Below are 1389 nucleotides of genomic sequence, written 5' to 3' on the forward strand. Positions count from 1 at the left end.
GCCCCGGCCGCCGATGATCTTCACAGGACACCACGCGGCGGTCGGCCACCATCCCTGACCAGGCCGGCCATCGTCAACGACGTCACGCGGCGAAGTTCGGCCAGTGGACTCCCTCACCCCAATTCCCTCTTTATAGATCGGTATTATGTGGTTAATATCGGGGCACCAGCCCGTTCCGTATGAGCTCTGTATGAGGCGAAGATGCGCTTGCACTGGTTCCTGCCGACCACCGGCGACGGCCACCACGTCAGGCCCGCCACGACCACCGTCGCGGCGGGTGCCGCCGCGGACCGGCCCGCGACGCTCGACTACCTGTCCCAGGTGGCCAGGGCCGCGGAGTCCGCGGGTTTCGAGGCGGCGCTGACCCCGGTCGGAGCGGGCTGCCCCGACCCGCTGGTGGCGTGCAGCGCGGTCGCGGCGCGGACCGAGCGGCTCAGGCTGCTGGTGGCCTTCCGGCCCGGCTTCACCCTGCCGACGCTCCTCGCCCAGCAGGCGCAGACCTTCCAGCAGATCAGCGGAGGGCGGCTGCTGCTCAACGTGGTCACCGGCGGTGACCCGCAGGAGCAGCGCGCCTATGGCGACTTCCTCGACCACGACGCCCGCTACGAACGGACCGGCGAGTTCATCGAGGTGCTCAGGCGCACCTGGACCGGCGAGCCGTTCGACCACCGGGGCACCCACTACCGGGTGTCGGGCGGCGGACTGGCCACGCCACTGCTCGACACCCCCGACATCTACTTCGGCGGAGCCTCCCCCGTCGCCGAGCGGGTGGCCGCCACCGGGGCGGACGTCTACCTGATGTGGGGCGAGCCCCCGGCGATGATCGCCGAGCGGGTCGCCCGGATGCGGAAGCTCGCCGCCGAGGCGGGTCGCGAGCTCCGGTACGGCATCCGGCTCCACGTCATCGCCCGCGACACCGCCGACGAGGCCTGGGCATACGCCAGGCGGCTGCTTTCGGGCATGGACCCCGGCAGGATCGCCGCCGCCCAGGCGCGATTCGCCCGGATGGACTCGGTGGGACAGCGCCGGATGGCCGACCTGCACGGCGGCTCCGCCGAATCCCTGGAGATCTCCCCCAACCTCTGGGCCGGGGTCGGCCTGGTCCGCGAGGGCGCCGGTACCGCGCTGGTCGGCAGCTACGCGGAGGTGGCCGAACGCCTCCGCGAATACGCCGGGCTGGGCCTGTCGGAGTTCGTGCTGTCCGGCTGGCCGCACCTGGAGGAGGCCTGGCGGGTGGGCGACTTCGTCCTTCCCCGGCTGGCGGCCCCCGCGCTCGTCGCGTGAGCGTCCTCGGAACCGAGCCGGGCGCCGGCCGTACCCTCTGGCGAGCCCTGGCGCTGCGGGCCGGAGCGATCGTCGCGCTGATCGCGATCTGGCAGGCCGTGGCCA

Annotated in this window: 1 protein-coding gene; it reads left to right on the forward strand. The window is 72.6% G+C overall.

Features of this window, described 5'->3' with window-relative positions:
* The first annotated feature begins 201 nt into the window (after nucleotides 1–201).
* On the forward strand, nucleotides 202–1284 hold the full coding sequence (locus ABZ260_RS51075) for an LLM class flavin-dependent oxidoreductase (RefSeq protein WP_355633223.1): 1083 nt from the start codon (nucleotides 202–204) through the stop codon (nucleotides 1282–1284).
* Nucleotides 1285–1389: the final 105 nt, after the last annotated feature.

The sequence above is a fragment of the Streptosporangium sp. NPDC006013 genome, from assembly GCF_040614275.1.
GTDB lineage: Bacteria > Actinomycetota > Actinomycetes > Streptosporangiales > Streptosporangiaceae > Streptosporangium.

Excerpts from the sequence above, each read along its gene's own strand:
- ABZ260_RS51075 (WP_355633223.1), top strand. The coding sequence starts at position 202 with ATGCGCTTGCACTGGTTCCTGCCGACCACCGGCGACGGCCACCACGTC.